The organism is Dellaglioa sp. CoH-57-MRSF-17 (genome assembly GCF_056782015.1).
Genome location: NZ_JBXAXY010000001.1, coordinates 1 through 25,863 on the forward strand (window position 1 = coordinate 1; position 25,863 = coordinate 25,863).

23 protein-coding genes, 1 pseudogene and 1 other annotated feature are annotated in these 25,863 nt (G+C 34.0%); of the genes and pseudogenes, 7 read left to right on the forward strand and 17 right to left on the reverse strand.

What is annotated here, in order from left to right; genetic code table 11:
* Nucleotides 1–305 precede the first annotated feature (305 nt).
* On the reverse strand, nt 306–2,348 hold the full coding sequence (locus AC1RPJ_RS00005) for a cation:proton antiporter (protein WP_481761136.1): 2,043 nt from the start codon (nt 2,346–2,348) through the stop codon (nt 306–308).
* On the reverse strand, nt 2,348–3,604 hold the full coding sequence (gene tyrS, locus AC1RPJ_RS00010) for a tyrosine--tRNA ligase (protein WP_481761135.1): 1,257 nt from the start codon (nt 3,602–3,604) through the stop codon (nt 2,348–2,350). The genes AC1RPJ_RS00005 and tyrS overlap by 1 nt, the downstream gene beginning before the upstream one ends.
* 57 nt (nt 3,605–3,661) lie before the next feature.
* Nucleotides 3,662–3,863 (reverse strand) — a binding site (T-box leader).
* Between the two features lie 163 nt (nt 3,864–4,026).
* On the opposite strand from tyrS, the gene AC1RPJ_RS00015 reads away from it, so the two are divergent.
* Both AC1RPJ_RS00015 and spxB read left to right on the forward strand, forming a co-directional pair.
* Nucleotides 4,027–4,974 carry an NADP-dependent oxidoreductase gene (locus AC1RPJ_RS00015; RefSeq protein ID WP_481761149.1) on the forward strand — a complete coding sequence of 316 codons (948 nt, stop codon included), beginning with the start codon at nt 4,027–4,029 and terminating at the stop codon, nt 4,972–4,974.
* 143 nt (nt 4,975–5,117) lie between these two features.
* A complete protein-coding gene (gene spxB / locus AC1RPJ_RS00020; protein WP_481761134.1) occupies nt 5,118–6,857 on the forward strand; it encodes a pyruvate oxidase in 1,740 nt (579 codons plus the stop codon).
* Between the two features lie 136 nt (nt 6,858–6,993).
* Here the strand turns inward: spxB and AC1RPJ_RS00025 are convergent, their stop codons facing one another.
* From AC1RPJ_RS00025 to AC1RPJ_RS00040, 4 genes are all read right to left on the reverse strand, one after another.
* Entirely contained in the window at nt 6,994–7,968 is a 975-nt protein-coding gene (locus tag AC1RPJ_RS00025; RefSeq protein WP_481761133.1) for an aldo/keto reductase, read from the reverse strand.
* 418 nt (nt 7,969–8,386) lie between these two features.
* Entirely contained in the window at nt 8,387–8,707 is a 321-nt protein-coding gene (locus AC1RPJ_RS00030) for a carboxymuconolactone decarboxylase family protein (RefSeq protein ID WP_481761132.1), read from the reverse strand.
* Between the two features lie 17 nt (nt 8,708–8,724).
* Nucleotides 8,725–9,132, reverse strand: coding sequence for a cupin domain-containing protein (locus tag AC1RPJ_RS00035; RefSeq protein ID WP_481761131.1), 408 nt, complete (start codon nt 9,130–9,132; stop codon nt 8,725–8,727).
* Between the two features lie 39 nt (nt 9,133–9,171).
* Nucleotides 9,172–9,615, reverse strand: coding sequence for a MerR family transcriptional regulator (locus AC1RPJ_RS00040; protein ID WP_481761130.1), 444 nt, complete (start codon nt 9,613–9,615; stop codon nt 9,172–9,174).
* Between the two features lie 251 nt (nt 9,616–9,866).
* Here AC1RPJ_RS00040 and AC1RPJ_RS00045 point away from each other — a divergent pair, with 251 nt between their 5' ends.
* Together AC1RPJ_RS00045 and AC1RPJ_RS00050 are read left to right on the forward strand one after the other, a co-directional pair.
* Nucleotides 9,867–10,838, forward strand: coding sequence for an ABC transporter ATP-binding protein (locus AC1RPJ_RS00045; protein WP_481761129.1), 972 nt, complete (start codon nt 9,867–9,869; stop codon nt 10,836–10,838).
* Complete coding sequence (locus tag AC1RPJ_RS00050; RefSeq protein WP_481761128.1) at nt 10,826–12,340, forward strand: ABC transporter permease/substrate-binding protein; 1,515 nt, start codon at nt 10,826–10,828, stop codon at nt 12,338–12,340. Before AC1RPJ_RS00045 ends, AC1RPJ_RS00050 begins: the two co-directional genes overlap by 13 nt.
* A 64-nt stretch (nt 12,341–12,404) precedes the next feature.
* Here the strand turns inward: AC1RPJ_RS00050 and yidA are convergent, their stop codons facing one another.
* Entirely contained in the window at nt 12,405–13,214 is an 810-nt protein-coding gene (gene yidA / locus AC1RPJ_RS00055; protein WP_481761127.1) for a sugar-phosphatase, read from the reverse strand.
* A gap of 61 nt (nt 13,215–13,275) precedes the next feature.
* Nucleotides 13,276–13,839, reverse strand: coding sequence for an elongation factor P (efp, locus tag AC1RPJ_RS00060; protein ID WP_409021902.1), 564 nt, complete (start codon nt 13,837–13,839; stop codon nt 13,276–13,278).
* 274 nt (nt 13,840–14,113) lie between these two features.
* On the opposite strand from efp, the gene AC1RPJ_RS00065 reads away from it, so the two are divergent.
* Both AC1RPJ_RS00065 and AC1RPJ_RS00070 read left to right on the forward strand, forming a co-directional pair.
* Nucleotides 14,114–14,335 carry a hypothetical protein gene (locus tag AC1RPJ_RS00065; RefSeq protein WP_481761126.1) on the forward strand — a complete coding sequence of 74 codons (222 nt, stop codon included), beginning with the start codon at nt 14,114–14,116 and terminating at the stop codon, nt 14,333–14,335.
* A 126-nt stretch (nt 14,336–14,461) separates the two neighbouring features.
* Entirely contained in the window at nt 14,462–16,735 is a 2,274-nt protein-coding gene (locus tag AC1RPJ_RS00070) for a hypothetical protein (protein WP_481761125.1), read from the forward strand.
* 66 nt (nt 16,736–16,801) lie between these two features.
* On the opposite strand, the gene AC1RPJ_RS00075 is transcribed toward AC1RPJ_RS00070, so the two are convergent.
* The 4 genes from AC1RPJ_RS00075 to AC1RPJ_RS00090 form a co-directional block, all read right to left on the reverse strand.
* On the reverse strand, nt 16,802–17,854 hold the full coding sequence (locus AC1RPJ_RS00075) for a WxLIP family cell surface protein (RefSeq protein ID WP_481761124.1): 1,053 nt from the start codon (nt 17,852–17,854) through the stop codon (nt 16,802–16,804).
* Nucleotides 17,855–17,921: 67 nt separating this feature from the next.
* The gene (locus tag AC1RPJ_RS00080) at nt 17,922–18,497 is read right to left on the reverse strand and encodes a WxL domain-containing protein (RefSeq protein WP_481761123.1); all 576 of its coding nucleotides are present in this window, start codon (nt 18,495–18,497) and stop codon (nt 17,922–17,924) included.
* A gap of 741 nt (nt 18,498–19,238) precedes the next feature.
* The gene (locus AC1RPJ_RS00085) at nt 19,239–19,868 is read right to left on the reverse strand and encodes an SDR family oxidoreductase (protein ID WP_481761122.1); all 630 of its coding nucleotides are present in this window, start codon (nt 19,866–19,868) and stop codon (nt 19,239–19,241) included.
* Nucleotides 19,869–20,000: 132 nt separating this feature from the next.
* On the reverse strand, nt 20,001–21,029 hold the full coding sequence (locus AC1RPJ_RS00090; RefSeq protein WP_481761121.1) for a galactose-1-epimerase: 1,029 nt from the start codon (nt 21,027–21,029) through the stop codon (nt 20,001–20,003).
* Between the two features lie 332 nt (nt 21,030–21,361).
* Between AC1RPJ_RS00090 and AC1RPJ_RS00095 the strand changes: the two genes are divergently transcribed.
* On the forward strand, nt 21,362–21,838 hold the full coding sequence (locus AC1RPJ_RS00095) for a nucleoside 2-deoxyribosyltransferase (protein WP_481761120.1): 477 nt from the start codon (nt 21,362–21,364) through the stop codon (nt 21,836–21,838).
* A gap of 340 nt (nt 21,839–22,178) precedes the next feature.
* On the opposite strand, the gene AC1RPJ_RS00100 is transcribed toward AC1RPJ_RS00095, so the two are convergent.
* From AC1RPJ_RS00100 to AC1RPJ_RS00120, 5 genes and pseudogenes are all read right to left on the reverse strand, one after another.
* Complete coding sequence (locus tag AC1RPJ_RS00100) at nt 22,179–22,382, reverse strand: hypothetical protein (RefSeq protein WP_481761119.1); 204 nt, start codon at nt 22,380–22,382, stop codon at nt 22,179–22,181.
* A 24-nt stretch (nt 22,383–22,406) separates the two neighbouring features.
* Nucleotides 22,407–23,486, reverse strand: coding sequence for a lactate oxidase (locus AC1RPJ_RS00105; protein ID WP_481761118.1), 1,080 nt, complete (start codon nt 23,484–23,486; stop codon nt 22,407–22,409).
* A gap of 151 nt (nt 23,487–23,637) precedes the next feature.
* The gene (locus AC1RPJ_RS00110; protein WP_481761117.1) at nt 23,638–24,255 is read right to left on the reverse strand and encodes a flavin reductase family protein; all 618 of its coding nucleotides are present in this window, start codon (nt 24,253–24,255) and stop codon (nt 23,638–23,640) included.
* A gap of 6 nt (nt 24,256–24,261) precedes the next feature.
* The gene (locus tag AC1RPJ_RS00115) at nt 24,262–24,894 is read right to left on the reverse strand and encodes an alpha/beta hydrolase (protein WP_481761116.1); all 633 of its coding nucleotides are present in this window, start codon (nt 24,892–24,894) and stop codon (nt 24,262–24,264) included.
* 2 nt (nt 24,895–24,896) lie between these two features.
* A pseudogene (locus AC1RPJ_RS00120) lies at nt 24,897–25,859 on the reverse strand (ring-cleaving dioxygenase).
* Between the last annotated feature and the right edge of the window lie 4 nt (nt 25,860–25,863).

The window sequence follows — 25,863 nt, forward strand, 5'->3', positions numbered from 1 at the left end:
TGTTCAGTTTTCAAAGATCTACTTGGTTGCTTTTGACAACTTTTATATCATATCAAGGATTTCGTTAATTGTCAAGATTTTTTTTAATTAATTAACTGGTCACATTTGAATTAGTTGTTTACTACTGAGGCAACGTTTATTACTTTACCAAGAATAATGACCTTCGTCAAGCCTTTATTTAAATTAAATCTAAAAATATTGATGTAATCGTATACATCTGTACTTTTAATTACTTTATAGGTCTTAAATAAAAAAATAATTTCAAAAATAGACTATTAATCCTGATTTTTGAAATTATTTTTTATTTAATGTTCAACTAATAGTTGCTGCATTTGTAGTGTTTGCGCCTGATTTATTTCATCATACAACTTATTAGCAAGTTGCTCGTTAATTATTCCTGCTATATATTGTGTTTGAACATAATTATATTCTAATTGAAATGCTTGAATAAATAAATCTACTGATATTTTTTCATTCTCTTCGTAATCTCTACGAAAGTGTCTTTGTCGATCTTCGATAAATCTTTCAACATTCTGAATATCATCTAGTTGTCCATGTGCATTAGCCAAACGTTCTTTTGTTAAATCATGTAAATATTGTTCAATTACTTCATGCAATTGATTCTCCAAGTCCCATAATAATGATCGGAAATCATTGTGTATTTGCATTTTTTCTATATTATCTTTAGCCCATTGTTTCCTGGCCTTACTTCTCTGTCCACGAGTTATTTGCCCATGGCTAATATGCCACGCTTCATGCCTAACCTGATGTTCTACTGATCGAATGATTCGATTAACACTTAATCGTTGTCCACCATAATCTGTATCCAAAATTTTTCTGTACGTACTGAGTACTCGGGCAGGATAAATTTCTTTTATCTCATTACTATTTAAAAATTCATCTTCAATTTCATTAATTTTTTTAAATAATTCTTGATGTTTATCATACCCTTGAATATCATTAAACCCTTTTTGTGATTGTAATTGTTGAATCACCGCGTATCTCACATCGTTAGATTGAATACGTTCTGTTAAATGTAAACTAGCGTAATCAATCATTTGTATTCGTGAAAAATTTAATTCTTCTTTATTAAATGATAACTTTTTAGCTAGTAAGATTTTAGGCAACACTAATGCTGGTGTTATCATACTTAATAATATGACAGTAGTTGCAATGATTAAAATTTCTTCTCGATACGGAAAAGCCCGTCCATTTATTAACATTGGTAATGAAAATGCCATTGATAACGTGATTGTTCCGTGTACCCCACTCAACCCAAAAACAAATGCATTTTTTCGTCTTTTTTTTGATTTTGAAGGACCGAAAAAGGCAGCAATATGTGGTTCTTTTCCAATTAATGCCCAAGTGTATCGGATACCAATCATGACTACATAGATTATCAAACCCAGACTCAACAACTCAAACGACTGACTCGTTCCAAGTTTAATCAGTGCCCGGAAAATTTCAGGTAAACTAATTCCCAATAAAATAAATACAATACTGTTAAGCATTGCGGTCAACGTATCCCATATTGTTGACGAAACTAACTGGACACGTGTTGCAGTTAATTTTAAACGCTCGGATTCAATATTATGAACAATCCCTGCAGTTACAACAGCAATAATTCCCGATGTCCCTAGACTTTCCGCCAATAAATAAACAATAAATGGTGTTAACAACGCAATTGGAATAATCGTTAATTCTGGTGAAGTTACCCTCTTATTAAAATACGTTCTAACGATAACTAAGATTCCACCTGCCATAACCCCAACTACAATACCACCAACTGCAACAAAAATAAATTGAAATAATCCGCTATAGATGGAAAATGTTCCTTTTTCCATCACAGATAATGCCAAATTTAACATCACTAATCCACTTGCATCGTTAAATAATGATTCGTATTCTAAGGCAGTATTAACCCCTGAATCAAGTTTTGATGCTGATGTTAAGGATTTTACTGCTATGGCGTCAGTTGGTGTCACAATCGCAGCTAGTGCTATTGCAAGTGGCAATGTCCATCGAACTTCTAATCGATTCGCTAACAACCCTACTATTACAACTGTAATAAGCGCTAAAACTACTGATAATAAAAGTATCGCATGAAAATTTTTACGGATCCCCCTAACAGATGTTTTTTGCCCATCATTAAACATAAGTGGTGCAATAATGAATAACATAAAATATTCTGGTTCTAATTCGAAATTAGCCATGACTGGTACTAATGACAACAACAGACCAATTACAATAAGAATAAAAGCATCTGGTATTTTAGGAAGAATTTCGTGAATTACATTTGAAATAATAATCCCCGCCACAAGAAAAGCTATTACATAAAATAGTGCCATTATGCGTTAACGCGTCCTAACCAATATTTCTTTTTACCACGACGAATAATCACAAATTTGCCATCAAATTCTGTAGCAGGATCAATCATAAAATCTAAATCTTGAATTTTTTCACCATTAATACGAATAGCCCCGTTAGTGATATCTTCACGTGCTTGTCTTTTTGATGATTCAATTTTTGTATTTACTAATAACTCAACAATATTCTCTGGTTCTGCTGCTAATTCAACAGAAGGCATATTTTTAAACCCCTGTTCAATTTCACTCGTCGTTAATTCTTTCACTTCGCCTGAAAATAAAGCTGCAGAAATATGTTCGGCTTCAATTACAGCTTCTGGACTATGAACAAATTCTGTTACTTCTCGTGCTAAGCGGCGTTGTGCTTCACGTTTTTCTGGAGCTGTTTCAACTGATTTTTGGTATTCAGCAATCTCATCTGACGTTAAGAATGTGAAAAATTTCAAATATTTCACAACATCCCGGTCGTCTTGATTTAACCAAAATTGGTAGAATTCATATGGTGTTGTTTTTTCTGGATTTAACCAAACTGCGCCACCAGCTGTTTTACCAAATTTAGTACCATCAGCCTTAAGCATTAGTGGAATTGTTAGCCCATATGCCTTTGTGTCTGAACCTAGCTCTTTATGAATAAGATCAATTCCTGCAGTAATATTCCCCCATTGATCAGCCCCACCAATTTGTAATTGAACATCATGGTGCTTGTGTAAATGTAGGAAATCAACTGATTGTAAGATTTGGTATGTAAATTCCGTGAATGAGATACCAACTTCCAAACGACTTGCAACAACATCCTTTGCGAGCATGCTATTTACATTAAATAACTTACCGTAATCGCGTAAGAAATCAAGCAAGCTAATTTTTGATAACCAATCATAGTTATTTACAATTGAAATATTTGAATCTTGTCCAAATAATTTGGTCATCTGTGCAGTGAGAGCTTGCTCATTATGATGAACTTGGTCCATCGATTGCAGCACACGTTCAGATTTTTTACCACTTGGATCACCAATTGAACCTGTACCACCACCAATAATGATGTATGGATGATGTCCTGCTAATTGAAATCTTTTCAACATCATAAATGGAATTAAGTGTCCGATATGCATACTATCCCCTGTTGGATCAACCCCACAGTATAAGCCAATTGATTTTTCAGACGTTAGTTCACGTAACCCATCTTCGTCTGTCGTTTGATTAATTGCGTCGCGCCATTCTAGTTCGTCAATAATATTCATTTCTGTTTCCTCCTATATAATATAAGTATAAAAAAATCCCTGATATCTAAAAAAGATATCAGGGACGAATTAATTTCCGCGTTACCACCCAAGTTATTATCTACATAATATAGTAGCTAATCGCTCAATCATCGTTAACGAGATGAATCGTTGTTAGCTCCATAGCGTACTTCACTCATCGATAATTCCTGATTTCCAGCGACCACCAGGTTTCTTTAAAATTGATCGATAAATTACTGAACTACTTCATCACTTATAGCTATAATATACGTAAATAAAGTCTAAATGTCAATTTTAACCATAAGAATATTAATACTATAAAAGAGTGTCTTGATTGCATTCTATTTCGTTATTCGATACAATTCACTTACAAATTAAAAGTAACTGGAAAGAAGAGGAATCCGATGACAGAAAAGAAAATGATGTCAGCCGTTGTAATTGATGAATTTGGCGGACAAGATAAACTTAAACAACGTGAAGTAGCTATGCCTGAAATGACGGCGGATCAAGTAATTGTTCAAGAAAAAGCAGCTGGAATTAATCCAATTGATTGGAAAACGCGTGAAGGCTTTTTACAAGGTATGCTTAACTGGCAATTTCCTATTATTTTAGGTTGGGATGTGTCGGGTGTTATCACAGAAGTAGGCGCTAACGTAACCGATTGGAAAATTGGTGATGAAGTCTTCGCACGCCCTGCCACGACTCGTTTTGGTACTTACGCCGAATATACTGCTGTTGATGCTAATTTGCTTGCACCAAAACCTAAAAATATTAGCTTTGAAGAAGCTGCTGCTGTTCCTTTAGCTGGTTTAACTGCATGGCAAGCCCTTTTTGATCATGGTCATTTAGAAAAAGGTGAAAAAGTCTTTATTCATGCTGGTTCAGGTGGCGTTGGCTCTTTCGCTATTCAACTTGCTAAATCAGTTGGTGCTTACGTTATTACCACAACTAGCTCGAAGAATATTGATTTTGTTAAAGGACTTGGCGCTGACCAAGTCATTGATTACCATGAAACTGATTTTGCGGAAATCTTAAAAGATATCGACCTTGTAGTTGATACAATCGGTGGTGACGCACAAGAAAAATCAGTTAATATCTTAAAACATGGCACAGGTCGTTTAGTTGCTATTACTGGGATGGATTCTGAAAAAACAGCAGGTCTTGCTGAAGCAAGAAATGTGACTTTTGATTCAATTTGGTTGGACCCAAATGGTGAAGAATTAACTAAATTAGCTGATATGCTTGAAGATGGCACTATAAAAGTGACCTTAGATTCAGTTCATGAATTCTCTGCAGAAGGTGTAGCAGAAGCTCACGATCGTAGTGAATCTCATCATGCACTTGGTAAAATTATCGTTCGTTTTAAATAAAACCCTATTTAGGTAGTTCAGACTTTTTTGTCTGAACTACCTTTTTTAATTACTAAAAGTAAGTGCTTTCACTGGTGTTAATTCATTGGTAGATTTATACTATCCTTGTAGAATAAAATTTTTCAAGAAGGAGATTTACTATTATGCCAAAAAAAATTAATGCATCAGATGCCATGCTCAAAGTTTTAGAAGATTGGGGCGTTAAAACCGTCTATGGGTTGCCAGGTGGTTCATTTGATTCAACAATGAATGCACTACATAATCGTAAAAATACAATTAATTATGTACAAGTTCGTCATGAAGAAGTCGGCGCACTCGCAGCAGTTGGTGAAGCTAAAGTAACTGGAAAATTAGGTGTTACTTTTGGTTCCGCTGGTCCCGGTGCTGTCCATCTATTAAACGGACTTTACGATGCTAAATATGATGGTGTTCCTGTTCTTGCCTTAGTCGGCCAAGTTGGTACACAAGTGATGAATACAAATTACTTCCAAGAAATGAATGAAAATCCAATGTTTGAGGATGTTTCTATTTATAACAGAACAGCTACTACACCCGAAAACTTACCCATTGTTGTTGATGAAGCTATCCGTCAAGCCTACAAATATAATGGCGTCGCAGTTGTCACAATTCCGACCGATTTAGGTTGGCAAGAAATCGATGACACCTTTGTTTCAACAGCCGCAACACACCAAGAACCTCTTTATCCGATGCCTCGTGATAAACAAATTCAAGATGCCTTAGATATTTTAACAACAGCTAAGACACCAATTATTTATGCTGGGAAAGGTGTTCGTGGCGCTGGAAAAGAATTAATTGAATTATCTGAAAAATTATCATTACCAATCGCAACAACTGCGCTTGCTAAAACAATTATTCCTGATGATTACAAAGCATACATGGGTTCTGCTGGACGAGTTGCTGGCAAACCCGGCGTTGACCTTCTTCGTGGCGCTGATGCTGTTCTTTTCATTGGATCTGATTTTCCATTTGGTGAATATTTCTTTTCTCCAGATGCTAAATTTATTCAGGTCGATATTGATTCTGAAAAATTAGGTAAACGTCATTCAGTTGATGTCCCTATTTTAGCCGATGGTAAGGAAACTTTAATCGCATTAAATAAGGCCGTTAAAACACCAGTTGCACCAACAAAATGGTACAAAGCTGCCATCGCTAACAAAGAAAACTGGATTAAATGGATTGATAGCTTTACTGAAGATGACAGTAAACCACTTCGTTTTGAACCAGTTTTCAATGAAATTAATAAAATTAAAGATGACGATGCAATTTTCCAAATTGATGTTGGTAATGTAACGATTGAAGCAATGCGTTTCTTACGTCTTGGTGAGAAAAATAAATTTACAACATCCGCATGGTACGCAACGATGGGGTATGCACTACCCGCAGCAATTGGGGCTCACTCTGCCTTTCCAGACCGTCAAGTTTTCTCAATTTCTGGTGACGGTGGTTGGACGATGGTCATGCAAGATGTCTTAACACAAGTTAAATACAACATGCCTATCATCAACGTTGTCTTAAGCAATCAGGAACTTGGATTCATCCGCGCTGAACAAGATGATAAACAACAACCACACTCAGGTATTGATTTAATTGATGCTGATTGGGGCGCAATTGCCAACGACATGGGAGCTAAAGGGTATACCGTCCGGACATTAGCAGAATTAAAAACTGCTTTTGCTGAAGCTAAAGGTTCAAAAGTGCCTGTTGTTATCGATGTTAAAGTAACTTCTGACCGTCCACTTCCTGTTGAACAGCTCATTATTGATCCTAAAACACAAGATCCAGATGCTGTTAAAGCTTTTGTTAAAGAATACCAAGCAGAGGGTTTAATTCCATTTCGAGAAATCCTTGAAAATCAAGATTAAATAGTTTTTATTTAATTGATGTATCTTAGCTTAATTAAGTTAAAATACATTTTTTATAGAACAAAAAAAGATATAAAGAGAACCCTTGGGATTGAATTTCATTTCAATCCCAAGGGTTCTCTTTATATACCTCTTCTTATTTCACAATTTTATCAATTTTTGCTAATTCTTCTGGTGCAAAATCCAAATGCTCTAATGCCTTTAAATTATCCTTTAATTGACTCACACGACTAGCACCAATAATAACCGACGAAACAGAATTATCTTTCAAATCCCAAGATAGCGCCATTTCAGCCAATGTCTGGTTGCGATTTTTTGCAATTTCATTTAATTCACGAACCTTTTTAAGTGTTGATTCAACTCTCTCAGTAGACAAGGTATCAAATCGTTTCACTCTAGAATCGTCTGGAATACCATTCAAGTAACGATCAGTCAATAACCCTTGTGCTAAAGGACTAAAAGCAACTGTTCCTATCTGCTCTTGTTTTAAAACATCTTTTAATCCATCTTCTATCCAACGATCTAATAAATTATATCTAGGTTGGTGGACAACGATAGGTGTATTTTTAGCTTTTAGTAATTGAATCATCTTTTCAGCTTCTGGTGCCCGATAATTTGAAATTCCAATATATAAGGCTTTACCTTGGCGAACGAGTAAATCCAAAGCTTCAGCTGTTTCTTCCAACGGTGTATCTGGATCTGGACGATGGTGATAGAAAATATCAACATAATCTAGCTGCATACGTTGTAATGATTGATCCATACTGGCAAACAAGTTTTTCTTTGAACCCCATTCGCCATAAGGACCTGGCCACATATAGTAACCTGCCTTCGTCGAAATAACCATTTCATCCCGGTAGGCACTTAAATCTTCACGTAAAATGCGCCCAAAATTCTTCTCGGCAGCACCATCACCGTAATTATTTGCCAAATCAAAATAAGTAATTCCATTATCAAATGCTGTTTCAATAATATCTTTTTGCGTTGCTAAAGGTGTCTCATCCCCAAAGTTCTTCCATAAGCCTAAGGCAATAGCAGAAACTTTTAATCCACTATTACCGAGGCGATTATAAATCATTTTATCATAACGTTTTTCATTTGCTTGATACATTAACTATCTCCTCCTAAACTAATTACAAATTATATTATAGCGCTTTCACGTCTGCTGGACAATCATTTAATGTTACTTAAAATTCGCTTATCTTATTAATTTGTGCCACTATTATTAGGTAACTGAAGGAGTTGAGTCCATGTTTAAAAAAATAAACGATTATATAAATGTCCATTATATTAAAACATTCATCTTAACGTTAGCTATTGCAACCATAGTTAGAGTCATTGTTGCATTTTTCATAAATAAACACTTTTTGAATGTAGAATTTATTATTGCCGCGATTACGATTGTTATAATTTCACTTTTAATCAGACAAGACCTCAAGAAATAATTAGGTAAGCAAAAATACTGACTCGATACTTTTGACAAAGTACGGAGCCAGTATTTATTTAATTCATGTCCCACTTTTAAATAATTAGTCTTCAAAAACATCTTTTGCAATATTAAATGCAGACCAAGCTTTAGGCCAACCAACGTAGAAAGATAAATGTGTGATAATTTCAGCAATTTCTTCCTTCGTAATTCCATTTGTTTTGCCAATTGCCATATGTGCTGGCAATTGTTCAAAGTTACCACCTGAAATCAAAGCTGAAATTGTTATAATACTGCGTTGATGTGCTGGTAATTCACTTTCACGTGACCAAACTTCACCAAATAAAACATCATCATTTAATTCTGCAAATTTAGGTGCAAATTCGCCTAAGTTATCGCGACCTGCTGTTTGTTTCTTTACCATAATATAATATCCTCCTATTAATCTTTTAATTTACCGTACGTTTCGTCATCAACAGCTTCTAACCATTCAGGTGTCCCTGCTGTAATAGCAACATGTGAGAACCAACTATCTTTTGTAGCACCGTGCCAATGTTTAATCCCGTCTTTTGTGACAACAACATCACCAGCTTTTAAACGTCGTGCTTGTTGACCTTCTTCTTGGTACCAACCTTCACCGGCAGTGACCAATAATAGTTGGTAACCGTCGTGATGGATGTGCCAATTATTACGTGTTCCAGGTTCAAAACTAACATTTCCAACACCAACGTTTATATCTGGATCCGCCACTAACATGTCTAAATAACTTTGACCAACAAAGAAATCTTTATATGCTTCATTTTTTTCACCTATTGGAAAAAGACCGTTTTTAATTTGTTCCTCATTCATTATAATTACCTCACTTTATTTTATACGGTTAACCTAGCGTTAATCGTATATCGCGAATTGTTCTAGATACTTTTCAAAACTAATATCTTCTGACACTTCGTTTCCATTTGTTCTGTGTGAAACTTTTCTGTCATACCAATCAATTTTATGAGAAATAATTTCAATATTATGCTGTAATTCTACCATTTCAGACAGTGCATTTTCTTTTACCTTGCTGAGCATCTCGCGTCGTTCTTTAATGGTTGCATCACCTTGTGCTCGTAGTTCAACGTATTTAATTATTTCATTAATCCGCATCCCTGTCCCTTTAAGATGAAGCAAAAATCCTACCCATTTAATATCATGTTCCGTGTAATAACGTAAGCCTGCCGAATTACGGTGAGGCTTAATTAAGCCTTCTTTTTCATAGTAACGCAATGTAAAACTTGATAACCCAACTAATTTAGCAAACTCACCAATTTTATATTGTTGCTCATTAGTCATTCAATCGCCTCCTTCAATAGTTTCTATTAAAACACTTAGAGTTGACTCTAAGTCAAGCTTTTCTACATATTATTTTTAATATTAAGGCTTACTCCATCCATCAATTCAGACCGTTCCTACACTAAAATTTAATTCCAACATTTTAAAACAAAATCTTTGCTTAATAATTTTCATTCATGTAGAGTTACATCGAAATAGTTACCATTTCCAGATATATTACATATAAAATAAGAAGAAATGAGGGTTAGCTTTTGTTAGATTTCAAACACATAAACAAAACATTCAAAACAGTTACCGTATTAAACGACTTAAACTTACATATTGATACAGGGGAACTTTTTGTTCTTGTTGGCCCTAGTGGTAGTGGTAAAACGACAACTTTAAAAATGATTAATCGATTAATTGAGCCCACCTCGGGTACTATTAACTTTGAAAATCAAAATATTGATCAGATTCCGTTACATACTTTACGTTCACAGATTGGCTATGTCTTACAGCAGATTGCTTTATTTCCTAATATGACAGTTGCTGAAAATATCAGCTTATTACCAGAATTACAAAAATGGCCTAAAAACAAACAAAGAGAACGTGTCGATGCCTTATTAACACGTGTTGGTTTACCGCCTGAAGCATATCGTAAGAGAATGCCTAGCGATTTATCCGGTGGCGAGCAACAACGAATTGGTATTTTACGAGCAATTGCAACTAAACCAAAATTAATTTTAATGGACGAACCATTTAGTGCGCTGGATCCTATCTCAAAAAAAACATTACAAGATATCGTCATCGATTTACATGAGGAACTACACAATACCATTATTTTCATTACGCATGATATGTCTGAAGCTCTTCGCCTCGGAACTCGTGTTGGTGTTATGCATGATGGCAATCTCATTCAAGTTGGTACCCCTGACGAAATTAGAAATGCACCAAAAAATGATTTTATTTCAGAGTTTTTTGGGTTAGACGTATCCAACACGCAATTTAATTTAGCTGAAATGATTCAAAAATCATTTAGTCTTCCAATTGATGAACTCGCTAATAATCACGTCACCTCAACTCAAACAACATTTAAAGAACTCATATCTCTACTTTCTAAATATACAATTATAAATGTTAAAGATAACGACCAGAATCTCATTGGTGCAGTTGATGCCCAATGCTTAATTCGTTATGGTGCAAGCATGTCTGATAGCGAGGTGGATGACCAATGGCAAATTTAATAACAACTTTTAAAATGCACCGTGCTGATTTATGGACCGCTATTCTTCAACATCTACAGATATCATTAATTTCATTGCTGATTGCAACCATCATTGCCGTCTTTTTAGCAATTTGGTTAGCACAGCATAAAAGAGCAGCAGAAATTATGTTGCAAATTACCAGTGTTTTACAGACAATTCCTTCACTCGCGCTGCTAGGGCTATTAATTCCACTAGTCGGAATTGGAACACTACCTTCAATTATCGCATTAGTTGTTTATGCTTTACTGCCCATTTTTCAGAACACATATGCAGGTTTAACTGGTATTGATCCATCATTAGAAGAAGCCGCAACTGCATTTGGTATGACACGTGCGCAAAAACTTATTCGATTTGAATTACCCTTAGCTATGCCACTAATTATTTCAGGCATTCGTATTGCGCTTGTTCTAATTATTGGAACCGCAACACTAGCTGCTTTAATTGGTGCTGGCGGGTTAGGAACATTTATTTTGCTGGGAATTGATAGAAATGATATGAGCTTGATTATTATTGGCGCGTTGAGTTCTATTATTCTAGCTATTGTTTTCAGTGTTTTAATCCGGCAATTGCAGAATTTAAAGATAAAAACAATTACCATTATATTAATTACTTTAGGATTCCTATTTGCTGTTGGTGCCACAATCAATACTTTCACACATCAGAAAAAAGAATTAGTCATTGCTGGTAAAATGGGGGCAGAACCTGAAATTCTAATTAATATGTATAAAGATTTAATTCAAGAAGACGACGCCAATATCAAGGTTACTTTAAAACCAAATTTTGGTAAAACGAGTTTTCTATACTCTGCATTAAAATCTAATTCAATCGATATTTACCCAGAATTTTCAGGTACGGTACTTGAAGAGTTAGTAAAATCACCACTCAAAAGTACAAATGAAAATAAAGCCTACCAGCAAGCAAAAACCGAAATTAAAGTTAAATCAGATTTAGATTATTTAAATCCGATGGCTTATCAAAACACCTATGCTGTCGCTGTCACTAAAGACTTTGCAACTAAATACCATCTATCAAAAATTTCTGATTTATCACGAGTATCTTCAAAAATAAAGGCAGGCTTTACGCTTGAGTTTCTAAACCGTGATGATGGTTACAAAGGGTTACAAAGCAAGTATCATTTGTCATTTAACACTAAATCTTTTGAACCAGCACTTCGCTATCAAGCCATTGTGAATGGTAATGTAAATTTAGTTGATGCCTATTCAACTGATAGTCAGCTCGTCAAATATAATTTGGTCACATTAAAAGATGACAAGTCTTTATTCCCACCTTATCAAGGCGCCCCACTTGTTGCAAAGGGCATCTCACAAAAATATCCATCCATCAAAAAAAGTTTAAATAAATTAACCGGAAAAATTTCTGATACAGATATGCAAAAAATGAATTATCTAGTTGATGTTAAAAATGTCCCAGCAAGTACCGTCGCACACGACTACTTAACAAAGCAACATCTTTTAGACTAAATAAAAAGTTTGGAATCTCGCTAACCTCATGCGGACTCCAAACTTTTTTATATTTTATCGTTATTTAACCTACATAACGTTCTAATGCAACCGCAACACCATGATTAACGTTCGATTCTGTTACATAAGTTGCTGCTTCTTTTAATTCAGGAATGGCATTTCCCATCGCAACAGTCGTTCCGGCTACGGCAAACATCGTTAAATCATTATGTTGATCTCCCATTGCCATAACTTCTTCTTCTTTTAATCCCAGTTCTGCAATTAAATCTGTTAATGCATTTCCTTTATTAGCTTTTTTATTCAAAACTTCTAAAAATTCTGGCAAACTACGTACAACATAATAACTATCATCAAATATTTTTTGAATATTAATCATCTGTGCGTCTAAAACTTCAGGTTCATCCACAAACATAATTTTAGAAACGGTTAAGTCCCGTGACATTTCCTCTGGATTTCGTACAAATAATCCTTCATTATTTTCAGCTGCTTGAATAACGGTCACACGACCAACATCTTTATTAGATGTATAAATTCGGCTCTCATCATCTAAAATATTATAATGAACATTTAATTCATAACTTAATTTATCTGCAGCTATATACTCATCAAAGGTTAACGTATGTTGCGCTAGACGTTTTCCACTTACTGTTTCAATAATTGCACCGTTGTAGGTAATGACATATTGGTCATCCCCACTAATCCCTAATTGTTCAAGAAATCCAACCACACCAGCTAAAGGTCGTCCCGTACAAAGGACAACCTTAATTCCCTTTTGTGTCACTTTTTTGACGGCATCAATTGTTTCTTTTGCTAATCTACCCTCTGGATTTAGTAACGTATCATCAATATCTATTGCAACTAGTTTAATTCCCATAGTAATCTCCTCATTTTAAATGATTAAAAAAAGGCAGTCTCAAGAGACTACCTTTTCAATCTTATTTAGGTGCACGTTTAAGGTATGTACCTTCTTGTGTATTAATTTCAAGAACATCATCTGCTGCGATGAAATCAGGAACATTAACAACAAGTCCTGTTTCCATTGTTGCTGGTTTACCTGAACCAGTTGCTGTAGCGCCTTTGATTGAAGGCTGTGTTTCAGTAACACGTAATGTTACAACAGTTGGTAATGTTAAGCCAATAACTTCTGTACCGTAAAATTGGATTTTAACTTCCATATTTTCCAATAAGAATTTTGCTTCATGTTCGATAATTTCTCTTGGAATTTCATATTGTTCATATGTTTCCAAATCCATAAAAATAGCCATTGTATCCTGGTTGTACAAGAATTGAACTGGTTTTGTTTCAATATTAGCTTGTTCAACCTTAACTTCTGGACGCATTGTTGTTTCAACAGTTGATCCAGTACGAACGTCACGTAATTTCATACGCATAACTGTGTTACCTTTACCCGGTTTATGATGACTTGCTTCTAAAACTTTAATTAATTTACCGCCTTGTTCAAAAGTCATTCCGGCTTTTAAGTTAATTGCTTCAATCATAATTTATTATCTCCCTTTTTATAAAACGTTTCTCATTGAGTATACCAAATTGAAAAGGCTTAATCTATAGTGACACTTACAAACATCACTGGATTTTATTAAATAAAAAGTCAAAAATAGCGCATTTTCTTTATTATTAATCGTATATCCAAATTATAAGCTATATTTGTCCAAATACTTCGACAATATCTCTACACATCCTATACTAGCAAGGCTATAATATATATATAATCAAATAGTTAATTTTTTAATTATTTTGAAAGGAAGTCTTATTTTGCTAAAAAACAAATATATTAACTCATCTACTACCTATCAATCGATTATCATCCTTTGTTTCAGCTTGTTCTTTTTAACGTTACCAATTTATACTACACAAGCTGCTACATCATACACGCCTCCTGTAGGTTATCCAATGGGGGCTGCCACGAATGTCACTGGTTTCGCTGGTGGTACAATCACGTTTAATTCTAATGATATTGACTCCCTACAAGGTTAATTTTTTGCCAAAACATTTACTTCCTCAGGTACCGCCGGAGGTTCTTCTATAAAATACTTACAAAATTATGCTCATGATTCAACTGCTAATTTAACTGATGCTGATTATGCAAAGGTTAATCCTACAATGATTTCAGAAAATATTACCGGGGCTGATATGATTCAGTGGTATGGTAATAAAAATAGCTTTGTTTTTTCAAAATCTAATGATAAAGTCAAAGATTTATCATACTATCTACAGAATTCTCCCCCTGATGATGAAATCGCAAAAGCCATTGCTGGTTGGTCCATACCTTCAAGTAATGCCGGTTACGCTGATGCTATCAAGCAATTTAATGCAAAAAAAGATACTATTGATAAACTTTCTGATTTTCCTGTTATGTCAAGCAATGATATTTCATCATTTGCTGATGCTACTCAAAATATTACTGATGTCAGTGATTATTACGCTAGTTTCACTTCAACAAATTTCTCAAACTCTAAAGCAACAGGTTCTACTACTAAATCTAATAATGCTATCAAACGTGTTGATTTAAATACAGATAAATCAATTGATGCTGAAAAATATGCACCTGGTAAAACGGTTATTCAATTAACCGTTGATATGAATACTGCTTCAACAGATCAAGGCGTTGTCTTTGCAGATATTGATGGCTCTATTCCTTCATTTGAAGATGCTATTGGTATCAAAATTAATTTAGTCAATTTTGATATTAACACAATGAAAATGCCATTTTTCATGTTAAATTATAAGCATTTTTCTAATAATGATGCTGGTATCAGTTTTAATTTCAATCAAGGTAGCTGGATGACTTTCAATGCGTATCCACCTAAATCTGACGGATCTTCGATAGATTACAAGTTAGCTGGTAATAGTGATGGAACGCTATTTTCCGGACAAAATAGTAATGGTTCAGATACCACCGCTAAAAATCTTCTATCCGATGAACCCGTTGCAATCGATACAACTGATAAAAACTCTAAAAAAGTGAAATCTGTCTACAATACGTCTTCACATATTAGTAATAATTTTAATACTGAAAATGGTAAGATTTTTGTCGGAAGTTGGAAGAGTCCTTTATATGGTTCAGTATTAGCACCTAGTGCTGATGTCGACGTTGATTCAAGTAGCGATGGTCTCTTATATGGGAGTATTGTTACTGGACAAAATATTATTGGTAATTTAAACGTTCCTAGTGACCTTGCCTATCAAAGTATTTTTGATGCGTCTGATGATTTTGGAGATGACGCTATACAAGAATTTTTAAAAGATCCTGATTCAAGTAACTCATCTCATCCTACTATTAAGTCTATTTCGTTACCGGGTTATACTTCTACAGATACTGGATCTGGTACGACTCATTATATTCCACAAATAGACCCTTACGATTTTCACTATTCATTAAACAATATCACTGATGAATTACCTGAAAATACCGTTCAAACAACTAAAAAATCACTTGATACTACAGTCAATATAGATACGAAATCAACAACCGATAAAACTGAAAAATATTACTTATGGTACAGTTTCAATAATGGTCCTTGGGAAAAATATTCAGAAAATGGAACAACTGAACTTACAAATTCTAAACTAGAAATCACTGCAAAAGATGCGGACGATCTTGCAAAACAATACAGTACGGACCATAGTAAATATAAATATGACGAATCTGCTTATACTGATGGGACTACATATTCTAAATTAATTGATGACAATGAATTGATTGGTTATCATCTTTTCCATAAGAATAGAATTTCATATTTAGTCACATCAACTCACGATTCGGGTACCTATTCCAGTTATAGTAATCACACAATTAATGATATCTTAAGCGGTAAAACGAATGATACAATTTCTGCTGCAAATCTCGCAAAATTAAATCCGGATTACACGCCTATTTCATATAATTTACACGTTGCAGGAGATCTTTTAGTATCCTATCCAAAAGTATTTGATTTTGGTAATTTTACAGCAGGAACTTCTGAAAAAACACCTACAGTAACTGCAACTGGTTTGTTAACTGTCGATAATCCTTTTGGACTTAACTGGAATTTAGTTGTTAGCACAAGTGATAAAGATAATCTAAGTGATCCTTTCTTTATTCCCGATCAACTTGGTTGGTTTGAAAAATTGCAAACGAGTATGCTTGGTAATTCCACAATCACTTATGGGAATGCCTCAGATATTAAAACAATTACATCTAAAGATACTCTTTTAAGTTTAAACTCAACTATTTTTGATTCTGATACAACATCAGTTATTAGTAAAAACTACTATTCTGCACAATTATCATTAAGTCTAAAAACTAAAAAAATTACTCATCCTGGTAAATTTCAAGATAACGCAACTTGGTCATTATCATCACCAAGTATCGTTGTAGATTCATCAAAAGAATAAGAAATCTAATCGACAAAAAGACGCCTAATAAAAATTAGACGTCTTTTTGATTACCATTCATTTTGATTACTTATTTTCTAGTGATTCTTCCTTATCTTTTTTTCTTCTTTTTAAAATAATAAAAAGTAAGAATAAAACTAATAAAATTAATAAAGCAATAATACCAATAATTAACCACAATAACCAAGATATATGAGGCTCTGCTGCCTTATTATCTGATTTAATCTGTTTAATATTGGCTTTAGTAATTGTAAATGAATTCGTTGCTTTCCAAGATTTATTATTTCCGGTAACGGTATAATGGACATCATATTTACCAGCGATTAACTTGGCTTTAGTTAAGTCTAATGCATAGCTAAATTTAGCGTTGGGTGCAAAATCAACGTCCTTAATTGTTTTGTCATATAAAACAGTACTACTACTATCTTCTGTAATAGTTGCTTTAATTGTTGTTGGTCCAATCACAATGGGTACATCATTTTGCATATTTGTTTGTAGTGAAACTTTATTAAATGCGTTCAATACCACTTTAGAATCGCCAATTGTCATTTTGGGATTAGGATTATCGACCGTTTCAGATTCTCTAATGACTGCTTGAACAACGTACGCAAATCGATTAGTAATTGAAATACCTTTTCCTTTATTCTTTTCCTTAATAACTTTTTCTTGTACGTTAAAGCCACCTAAAATAATACCGGAAAATGACGTAGCGGGTGTTTTCACTGTAAACGTAACTGTTGCTGTTTTTTTAGGTCCAACCACAACATCTTGTTTTTTTGAGACAAGTTCTGAAAATTGATACTTAGCAGTCGCTGGCTTTTTTACATTTGTCTTATCATAGACAATTAGTCCATTCGTATTTGTATATGAACTATTAGGGCTCACAACAATCGTTTTAGTATCGTTTTCTAAGTTCTTAATTTTCAATGCCAATGTCTGTGTTGAGTTAGGGTTCATTTTAATATCAAATTGTGCTGCCTCTCGATATTGATTAGCAGGCGTTACTTTGGCTACCGTAAACCCGGCACTATTAGACTTTGCATAGACATTGGTCGATACAGTAATAAGTGTGACTATCGCGATAGCTAAAAAGCTTAAAACTATTTTTCTTAATTTCATTATTTCGATTCTCCTTAAAAAAAAAGACTGCCTTAGGCGGTCTTTTTTCTGTTACGTTTTAATTAGCTTAGTTAAAAGCTGCTGCACTAGCATTTCCTTGAGTTGCAGTCCATGTTAAATCAGCTGAAGTTGTTGCAATTTTAGTATTTTTACCAAGTTTTAATGTTGCACTATTGTCAGCATATGACAATGTTGTAGCACCAGCGCCTGTTGTAGCTGTCGCGACAGGAGCTGCAGCACCAGCTGGTGTTAAAGTAGCAGCAGATGCTGTAGCATCTGAGTCTGTTTTAACTGTAGCAGATGCAAGATCTAATGAGCTAACCTTAACTTCAGCATCAGCCATCACACCTAATTGTGCAGTAACATTCCAACCACTATCTGTACCTACGTAATCGGCTACATCTAAAGCTTGAGAAGCATCTTTTGCGCCAGTTGATGTAATATCTGTACCAGTCGTAACTAATGCTTCATTTAGTTTTGTTGTGAAACTGAACGATGGTGCACCCGTTTGAGTAAAAGTACCTGCTTCAATGTTTAAACTAGCTGTACCTTTACCATCTGTTGAATCCGCTGAAACACTTGAGCCAACAACTGCTGTTGAACCAAGTACTAATGCTGCAATTAAAAATAAATTCTTTTTCATAATATAAATTCCTCCCATTTATTGATTAAGCCAATGCTTGAAAAGGGGACGTTGACCTTTACCTAATAGTACCATATAATTTACATAAGATTCAACTGTAATATTATCAGAAGAAACTCTATGATTAAGTCCATATACGCCAATTAATATAGCGTTTACATGTTATTTACAAGTATTTTTTTAGGTTTAATTTTTTCAAACCATTTACTGAAAGTGTACAATCAATTTTTAAATAGAATGATTCCTACCTACCCCCACTTTATAACCATTAAAGGTAGAGCCTTTAGTCATTAATAACCTTTTTTTAAGTTAACTAGAATTTAAGTGTTACTATCAATTATACTTTAAGTCCGCTTATTAAAAAGATTCGATTATCCTAGTTCAAACAAGCTCAAATGGCGGTACGCTTACTTTTTAAGAAAAGCCAACAACTTCTAATGAAATTGATTTCAGCTCTTCTAATAAGACGATTTTCGATTTACCCTCATCAAGTCTTAGTGATGGTACAACAAGTTCTGTAATTAACAAATCTTATTATTATGCAAAACTAACTTTAGATTTTACAACTTCAATTTTTGATACGACAGGGAAATATAATTACGATTCACTCTGGGCTATTTCACCAACTAAAGATAGCGGTATCGTAAATGAGTCAACTAAATAATTCTAAATAAAAAAGGTTTACTCCGTTAAGTAACTAACTGAGTAAACCTCTTTTTTTGTGTCGAAATTTCTAATTATTTACAGGACATCTTTGATATCTGTATCCCCATCATGCATCGTAATTACTTTTCCGATTGTATTATCATGTGCGATAACTGAAACTAAGACGTCTGCCACGTTTTCAAGTGAGTTAGAGCCCGCTTGACCATCATTTAATGTTACTTTACCAGTACCTGGCTCATCTACTAAGGTGCCTGGCTGAAGAATTGTATATTCTAATTGCGTATTCTTCATTAGCCAATTATCAGCATAAAACTTAGCAGTCATATAATCTCTTAATGATGAAACTTCAATTTTTTCTCTATCCAAAGAGTAAACGGAACTCAACATTACAAAACGCTTAACATGAGCTATTTCAGCTGCTTCCATCGTTTTAACTGCCCCATCTAGATCAATCTTCATTAAGTCTTTGCCGCCAGAACCAGCAACAAATAATATGGCATCAACAGCCTGCATATTCTTGACTAATTTATCTATACCTTCTAACAAATCAACATAGACATAAGTAATATTACCTTTATCTAAATTATCTGTATGTCTTGAACCCGCCAAGACTTGGTAACCTTTATCAGCTAATTTACTTGTTACTTTTTGGCCAATTCGACCATTCGATCCAACAACTAATACTCTTTTTATTTCTGTCATCATTTATACACTCCTTCGTTTTATCCTGACTAAAGTCTACATCTTTCTCGACTAAAATGGTATGACTTACACTCGTAAGTTAACGACAAAAAGACAGTCACTATTTTTACCATGACTGTCTCAGTTGATTACTAATTAATTTAATTTAAATTCTGTAACTGTTTTGTACGTATCGCCTACACGTAAAACAATATCACCAAATTCAGGGAATTGTTCAGATCCAGGTGCTGATTGTGTTTCAAATGTAATTGCTGCATGATTAGCTAATTTTTTACCATGCATAATTGGCGTTACTTCACCAAAGTTAGCCGTGAAGATAACTAAACTTGTTGCATCAGTTGAAACTGAGACAGAAACTTCTTTATCTGGACTAACTAATTTTGCTGATTCTTTACCAACTGCAGGATTATTCAAGAAAAAGGGATGATCGATACCATTAACTTGATTTTTTTGAGCAAAATCACTTGTGAAAACGTCATGTAATGTCTTAGCTTGACGGAAATCGTAAGGCGTTCCATCAACAGACATCTTTTTACCTGTTGGAATTGAATCGGGTTCTAATGGTGCAAACTTATCGCTATCTACTTGTAATAAATTGTCATCTATTGTTTCTGTGACGTCACCCATAACATTAAAGTAAACATGATTTGTTGGATTATATAGTGTATCTTTATCCGTTTTAGCAGTCGTTTCAAGATGCCAAATGTTATCATTATTTAATAGATATTTTACATCAATTGCCATGTTTCCAGGGAAACCATGTTCGCCTTCTGGGCTATCTAAATGAAAAATAACAGCTATTTCATTTTCGTTTTCACTTATTTTATACGTCCACTTTTTAGTATCAAATCCTGGCGTACCACCATGCAATGTATTTGTACCTTCGTTAATTTGCACTTGGTAGCTTTGATCATTAATGTTGAATTTACCATCTTTAATACGTCCAGCAACACGACCAATTGAAGCGCCAATAAAACTATCTTTTTCTAAGTATTCATTTGCTGAATCAAATCCAAGAACAATTTCTCGTTTTCCAGTACTTGTGGGTACCTTGAGGCTAACAATTCTAGCCCCTAAATCTGTGAGTGATAATTCAAACCCATTATCATTTATAATCGTTATTAAATCATAGTCATTTCCAAAATCCTTTGTTTTAACTTGCATATTTATCTCCTCCGCTTACTGTATTTGTCCATTCTTATTAATACTAGTCCATTTTAATTAGATATTCAAGAAAGCGTTTACTTTTTTATTGAATAATTACCTTTATTTTACTGAAAATGACATAACCAACCTTTATTTCTGTTATTTCTCTAAAATGTAACGTCATTATAAGCGAATAACTATAATAAATACAAATGTATAGTTCGTTTTTTGTTATCATGTTTATGGAATATTATGTTTATTTATCATTAAAAGATTAATAGCCGAATTATTAATTGATTTATTTTTTAATTATTAGTATACTTACATTATTAATATAAAAGGAGTTTACAATGACAAAAAAACGCGTTTATCTTGCAGGACCCTTTTTCACTCCAGAACAAAAAGAACGATTAGATTTGGTAGCCGATCTCCTAAGTAAAAATCCAACAATTAACGCAGATGCAATTCATCTTCCAGGAAACGTTCAATATCCAGATGCGGACTTCGGCACATTTGAATGGCAAACAGCTACCTTCCAAAATGATATTCGCCAAATTGATCAAGCAGATATCGTTGTTGCAGTTCTTGATTATCAATTGGAAGAAAACAATGATGAAGCTGACTCAGGTACTGTTTGGGAATGTGGTTATGCTCATGCCAATCGCAAACCTGTTATTTTAGTTCGCCAAAATAAAGGTATTCCCTTAAATCTAATGCTTGCTGGAAGTTATACAGCAATGTTTGATGGTTTAGAAGATATCCAAAATTTAGCAACCTACGATTTTAAGGTTTTACAAAATAAGTATGTTGATTTATCAATTTTTTAATTGATCCAATGTTTCACGTGAAACAAAAATACTCTATGCTATAAATCTTTTAAATCGGATTTAAATACAGTAACAGATATTATTTTTATATTTCTAGTACTGTATTTTTTTCTCTCACAAATTGAAGCACCAAACAGTTAATAATATGAAAGAACTTATTAACTAACGACTTATTATGTTTGCTAGTTCAATAACAAACGTATTTCTTATAAATTAAAAAGTATGACCCAATAGAAATATAATTGGGTCATACTTTAGTATCTTAAATACTATTTAAATGCCTAACATCATTGTTACTATTTAACAATAGTTAACAATGAACCGTTTTCATCAATAAAAATTATCCTCGTGCTAATAATAAGTTAAATAAACCGCCCATTGTTTTATCCGATAATTCGATTTCTTTACCAGCTTCTGTCACTTTAGTAATTTCATAATAATCTTCAAATTCGGGTACTTCTAATTCCATCATCGCAACAAAAGCAGCAGCTGTTTTGTAAGTTGCTTGTAATTCTTCTCCATGAATGTAATTAATAACTAGCATAATTGTATCCCCTTATTGTTTTCTTTAAATAAGTTCCGTTTTTTTTATATCATCAACCGTTTTTGTTCCAGCTAATTGCATATCAATTGTTAATTCCTTAGCTAAATGTTCAAAGACTGATTGAACGCCTTTCGCACCACCCAAATGAAGCCCATAAACCATTGGACGGCCAATGGCAACGACATCCGCCCCACTAGCAAGCGCTTTAAATATATGTGAACCACGACGAACGCCACTATCAAAGACAATTGGCACTCGTTTATTGACCTTCTTAGCAATTAACTCAAGAACATCAAACGATGCAGGTCCGCCATCTAGTTGCCGACCGCCATGATTTGAAACCCAAATACCTTTAGCTCCAGCTTCAATAATAGCATCAACATCCAATGGTGATTGAATACCTTTAACGAAAACGGGTAAGTCAGTATAATCAGAAATACTCTTAATATCTGCTAAACTCAATGTTTGTTTAGCATTAGCATAAATAGCTGCGATTCCTTGTCCTTCACCTTCACCATATTCAGCTAAATTAGCCATTGGTTGAGGGAAGATAAATTTATTAATACTATCAGCTTCACGATTACCACCTAGTGTTGAATCAGCTGTTAATATGATAGCCTTCATCCCCACTTCTTTGGCTTGATCTAATAAAAAATGATTAAATTTATCATCTTTACTCATATACAATTGGAAAAATTGAGGTCCACCAGTTCCTCCATTATATGTTTCTGAAATCGTTTTATTTGAATACGTACTAAGCGACATAATTGAACCAACTGCGGCCATCCCCTTAGCAGTATCAATTTCACCTTGTTCATGGGCTAGCCCCTGTGCCGCAACTGGAGCTGCTATCATTGGCATTTGTAAATCAATACCCATAAATGTTGTTGATAAATCCGGATTTTCGATATTTTGTAAAACTCGAGGTGAAATTTGCTTATGATTAAATGCACTTGTATTTTCGCGTAACGTCCATTCATCCTCAGCTCCACCAGCAATATACCCAAATGCACCCTTTTCCATACGTGCTTCCACTAATTTTTCTAATGATTGAACATTGGTGATTTCAATCGAATGTTCTTCTTGACTTGCTTGATATCCCATAATTGTATCCCCCTATACTATTTATACTTGTAGTGTAGCCCTTAATAATAAATACTGTCATCAATAACACTTACTATATGTCAATAACGGCTATATAATTATTCAATCCATACAACAATGGCTAATCAAAGAATTACTAATTTGATATTAACTATTTTGGTCGAATTAATTTATATTGCTCTCCTAAGTTAGCGTATTCTGGTCCAGCCAGCCTCGCCACTGGATCTAATTTTTTAGCATTAATATACATTTTTTCTTTATCCAAAACATCATCTTCTATGTGAAAACAAACCACTTCAAGAATAAATAAATCCGTAATAATCTTACCATCATCCATAATAGGAACATACTGGTTCAATATAACTTCAAACCTCGCTTTAACACCATCAATCCCTGGCACCAATACCTTATTACTAGGAACCGTTGTTAATTTCAATTCGGAAACTTCACTCTCGTCTAGTCCAAAACTAGCAGCGCTCTGATTAACAAATTCCATTAATTCACGTGTTGGTAATTGGACCACAGCCTGTTTCGAACTAACTAAATTAGCCGCGGTGTGTTTCATTTCACCATTTCTACGTCGATTAATTGATATCGACATTAATGGCAACGTATCCGATACAACACTAAAAAAACTAAACGGAGCTAAATTAATTAGTCCCGTCTCATTTACAGTAGTAACCCATGCTATGGGTCTCGGAATTAATGTACCAGACATTAATTTGTACTGATTTTTAGCCGATAATTCGTTACTATTAAATGAAATCATCTTATATTATTCCTCAATTTTTAATCTATTGGTCTTATCTAACCATTGTTTAGCATTCCGTAATTCTAATTCTGAAATTTGATGTGATTGTTCAGCCTCAAAACTGGTAAATTCAATATTAAATTCTCGACAAAACTTCTTTAGTTCATCAAAATTTGATTTTGAAACAATTGGATCTAAAAATCCATATGAACCCCAAATTTTAATATCACTTAAGTCGACAGTCGCTTTAATATTTTCCGATAACACCATAGGATGTAGTAAAACAGCTGTTTTAAATAGTGCCTGTTCCGTTAATAATGAATGGAAGGCAACGTTAGCCCCATTAGAATAACCTAGGACAATTAATTTTTCTGGATCAAAAGCGTACTTCACAGCTAACTCATTAATTACAGTCATTAACCAATTTGTCTCTACAGATAAACTATTTAAATCGAAATCACCATCCGGTAAATGTGCAAAATAGCGTGTTAAACCATTCTCTATTAACCGTCCACGAATGCCAATTTTAGGACTATCTGGAGCCAAAAAATCTGCAATTGATAGTAAATCTGATTCCGTTCCACCAGTTCCATGCAACATTAAGATTGTCGCATTGCCAACCCTACCAGCTTTATAAGATGTAATTGCTTCTGCCATATCTATAACTTCTTGTCTGAATTGAAATTAACTAAGTGAGCTTCAATATCTGCACGTTGGTCTTCTAAAAATGGTGGTAACTCTAGGTGAATACCAGCTTCTTCATATGTTTCATCTTGCAAGAATCCAGGACCATCCGTTGCAATTTCAAATAATACACCTTCACCAGGACGGAAATACTCTGATTTAAAATAGAATCGGTCAACAAAACCTGAATCACGAATACCAACTCTTTGTATTTGTTCAATCCAATAGTTTAATGACTCTTCATCTTCTGTCCTGAAAGCAATATGATGAACTGTTCCATATGCTTGAATCTCATTCGGTAAATCTTGGTCTTCTTCGATAATAATTTGTGCGCCATGTCCACCATCGTTCAATTCATATAATGTACGTTGATTTTCTGTGGCAATTTTATCAAATCCCAATAATTGTCTTAACACAATATCCATACGTTCTGGATAATCCACTGTAATAATTGTTGTTCCTAACCCATTAATTGCGAACATCTTGGGAACCGGACTATATAATTAAGGTGTCCCAGCTTCCACACCATGATTACGTTCGTCAGAAATTAATTGATATTGCTCATGATCAAAATCATAAAAATTCATTGTTTTACTGCCAAAATTCATTTCAATTTCATCATGTTTAATATCATAATCGTCAAATCGTTCTGCCCAAAAATCTAGGGCATCATCGCTAGGAACTCTAAATCCAATTCTCGAAATACCATTTTTTCCTTTTGTGCCTTGAAATAAACCCGGAAAATCAAAAAAGGTAATATCGGTTCCTGCCGATCCCATATCATCCGTAAAGTATAGATGATAGGTTCTAACATCATCTTGATTTACTGTTTTTTTAATTAAATGTAATCCTAATATTTCTGTCATAAAATGAAACATTTTTGGTGAACTTGAAGTAATAGCTGTAATATGATGTAATCCTAATAATTTAGTGTTCATGATT